Origin of the sequence: Streptomyces sp. NRRL B-24572, assembly GCF_002156145.1 — a bacterium.
Lineage (GTDB): Bacteria > Actinomycetota > Actinomycetes > Streptomycetales > Streptomycetaceae > Streptomyces > Streptomyces vietnamensis.
Genome location: NZ_MWIG01001039.1, coordinates 1 through 3,741 on the forward strand (window position 1 = coordinate 1; position 3,741 = coordinate 3,741).

The 3,741-nt window shown below is 72.1% G+C and carries 2 protein-coding genes; both read left to right on the plus strand.

The features are described 5' to 3' along the window. Positions 1-108: 108 nt before the first annotated feature. A complete protein-coding gene (locus CCN56_RS39845; protein WP_086832455.1) occupies positions 109-549 on the plus strand; it encodes an Lrp/AsnC family transcriptional regulator in 441 nt (146 codons plus the stop codon). A gap of 106 nt (positions 550-655) precedes the next feature. Next, a complete protein-coding gene (locus CCN56_RS39850; RefSeq protein ID WP_086832456.1) occupies positions 656-3,604 on the plus strand; it encodes an aminotransferase in 2,949 nt (982 codons plus the stop codon). Positions 3,605-3,741: the final 137 nt, after the last annotated feature.

The following is a 3,741-nucleotide window of genomic DNA, read 5'->3' on the forward strand; positions in this document are numbered from 1 at the left end:
CCACACGCTCGATTCGATCGCAATGACGATCGAATCGAGCGTGTGGGGATGTTTTTAGGGCCGAAACGGTTGTACAGTCGATTCATGGCTGAGGCTGAAGGAGTAGTCATGGACGAGATCGACCGGGCCATCCTGCGCGAGCTGCAGACCGACGGGCGCATCCCCTACGCGGAGCTGGGGCCCAAGGTGGGGTTGTCGCCGTCGGCGGCCCGGCAGCGGTTGCAGAGGCTGATCGACACCAAGGTGGTCCAGGTCGTGGGGGTCACCGACCCCGTGGCCATGGGCGGCCAGGCGATGGCCCTCCTCGGCGTCCGTGTCGACGGCGATCCCCGGACGGTGGCCGATGAGCTGGCGCGTCACGAGGAGGTCGTCTACACCGTCCTCACCTCCGGCACCTTCGACCTGTTCGTCGAGGTCGTCTGCCGTCGCCCTGCCGAACTCCTCGACATCGTCAACGACGTGGTGCGCCCCATCGAGGGCGTCACGGCGGTCGAGAGCTTCCCCTACTTCGGGATCCACACCCACCGGTTCCTCTGGGGCGTCGGCTGAGGGCCTCATGAGCCGGCCGGGTCGCCTCCGGCGGCCCCGTCGAACATCTCGCGGCGCCCACATCGCGTGCGGCGGCACCCCCACCATCCCCGACAAGGAATCAGACATGTCCCCTCGTCAGTCATCCGGCGTCGACTTCTTCGCCCGCGAGGCACTGCCGGCCCCTCGGGTGACGGAGAGCGACGCGCAGCGCATCGCCGCCGAGGTCTTCGGGCTCGCCACCCGGGCCGTATCGCTGGGCAGCCAACAGGACACCAACTTCCTGCTGCGCGGATCCGACGGGAAGCCCGCGGCCGTACTCAAGATCGCCAATCCGGCGTTCAGCGAGACCGAGATCGAGGCCCAGGACGCCGCCGCCGACCTCGTCGCCGAGGCGAACCCCGCCCTGCGCGTGGCCACCGTCCTGCGCCACCACGACGGCGCGCGCCGGGTCGCCGCGGTCGACACCGCCGACGGAGCGCTCACCGCGCGACTGCTGCGCTACCTGCCCGGCGGGTCCCTCTCCGGGCCCCGTCACCTCTCGCCGCGTACGGTGTCGGCCATGGGGGCCATGGCGGGCCGGGTGAGCAGCGCCCTCCGCGACTTCCGACACCCCGGACTCGACCGCGTCCTGCAGTGGGACACACGGCACGCGGACCGGGTCGTGGAGCTGCTGCTCCGTCACGTGCCCGAACCCGCACGCCGCGCTGCCGTCGAGACGGCAACGGCCGGGTCCTGGGCCGCCGTACGTGAGGTCGGCGACGGACTGCCCCGCCAGGCCGTGCACCTGGACCTCACCGACGACAATCTCGTCCGAGCGACCGGCAGCCCGTCCCACGTCCCCGACGGAATCATCGACTTCGGCGATCTGACGCACAGTTGGGCCGTCTCCGAGCTCGCGGTGACCCTGTCGTCCGTACTGCACCACGATGGCGCCGAACCCCACCACATCCTCCCCGCCGTCCGGGCCTTCCACGGCATCCGCCCCCTGTCCGCCGACGAGGCGGCGGCGCTCTGGCCGCTCGTCGTGCTGCGCGCCGCCACCCTCGTCGTCAGCGGCCGCCAGCAAGCCGCCGTCGATCGGGACAACGCCTATGTGAACGCGGCACTCGACCGGGAGTGGCGGATCTTCGAGCAGGCCACCGCGGTGCCCTCCGCCGTGATGACCGGCCTGATCGCCGACGCGCTCGAACTGCCCCGTCGGCCGGCCCCCTCCCTTCCGGTCCTCGGGCCGCTCGTGGAGGACCTGACCGCATCCGGTACGACGCTGCTCGACCTCTCCGTCGAGTCCGACGCGATGGACCACGGCACCTGGCTGGAGCCCGGCACGGAAGACCGGCTGGCGGCCGAGCTGCTCGACCGGGGTGCCGACGCCGTGACCACCGCGTATGCCCAGCCGCGCCTGAGCGCCTCCGCCGTACTGTCCGCCACCTCACCCGCGACGGTCCCCACCGGCATCGACCTCTGGCTCGGCAAACCCTCGGAGCTGCGGGCCCCGCACGACGGCGAGATCGTCCACGCGTCACCCGGCCGGGCCACCCTCACGTGCGGTTCCCGGCTCCTCGACCTGTCGTGGAACGGCGCCGACGCCCCGTACCCGCCCACCGGCACCCTGCTGCGCGCCGGCGACCGGCTGGCCGCCCTGCCCTCCGGAACCCGCCTGCACCTGACCCTCCGGCACCGGAACGGCCCCGAAGTCCCCGCCCTGGTCAGGCCCGAGTACGCCGCGGGCTGGCTGGCGCTCACCACCGACCCCGCGCCCCTCATCGGCGCGCCGGCCGCCGAGGGCCGGCCGCAGGAGGACCTGCTCGCCCGGCGCGAGGCCTCCTTCGCCACCGTGCAGGAGCACTACTACGGCAACCCGCCCAGGATCGAACGCGGTTGGCGCCACCACATGCTGTCCACCGACGGCCGCGCCTACCTGGACATGGTCAACAACGTCACCCCCCTCGGCCACGCACACCCCCGCGTCGAGCGGGCCGTGGCACGGCAGTTGCGCCGACTGAACACCAACTCCCGTTTCCACTACGCGTCGGTCGTGGAGTTCTCCGAACGGCTGGCCGCCCTGCTGCCCGCGCCGCTCGACACGGTGTTCCTGGTCAACTCGGGTTCCGAGGCGGTCGACCTGGCCATCCGGCTGGCCATCGGAGCCACCGGCCGGCACGACGTCGTCGCGCTGCGCGAGGCGTACCACGGCTGGACCTACGCCTCGGACGCCGTGTCCACCTCGATCGCCGACAACCCCAACGCCCTCGCCAGCCGCCCCGACTGGGTCCACACCGTGGACTCGCCCAACCCCTACCGGGGGAGCCACCGAGGCGAGGCCGCGACGGCCTACGCGACCGAAGCCGTCCGGACCGTCGAGGACCTCGCGGCGACGGGACGGGCGCCGGGCGCGTTCATCAGCGAGTCCTTCTACGGCAACGCCGGAGCCGTCGCGCTGCCCGACGGCTATCTCGCCCAGGTCTACGCGGCCGTGCGGCGCCACGGCGGACTGACGATCGCCGACGAGATCCAGGTCGGTTACGGCCGTCTCGGCTCCTGGTTCTGGGGATTCGAGCAGCAGGGCGTGACACCCGACATCGTCACCGTGGCCAAGGCGATCGGCAACGGCCACCCGCTCGGCGCCGTGATCACCTCACGGGCCGTGGCCGAACGCTACCGCGACCAGGGCTACTTCTTCTCCTCCACCGGCGGCAGCCCCGTCTCCAGCATCGCCGGCCTCACCGTCCTCGACACCCTCCGGGACGAGGACCTCCAGGGGAACGCGGTACGCGTCGGCGCCCACCTCAAGGCCCGGCTCGAGGAACTCGCGGAACGCCACGCGCTCATCGGCGCCGTCCACGGGGCCGGCCTCTACCTCGGCGTCGAACTCGTCCGCGACCACGCCACCCTCGAACCCGCCCCCGAGGAGACCGCGGAACTCTGCGACCGCATGCTGGACCTGGGCGTCATCGTCCAGCCGACCGGAGACCACCAGAACGTCCTGAAGATCAAGCCGCCGCTGTGCATCGACCGCACGGCCGCCGACTTCTTCACCGCCACCCTCGACCGCGCCCTCGCCGAACTCCGGTGACACCCCCTCGTCGGTCCGCCCCGGGGGCGCGGTGGACGGAAGGAGGCGGCAGCCCGTCCACGGGGCATACCTGGTGACGGAGGTGAACGCGATGGACGCGCGGGTCGGCCACGACGTCGCCGACGGCCTCGTGGCCG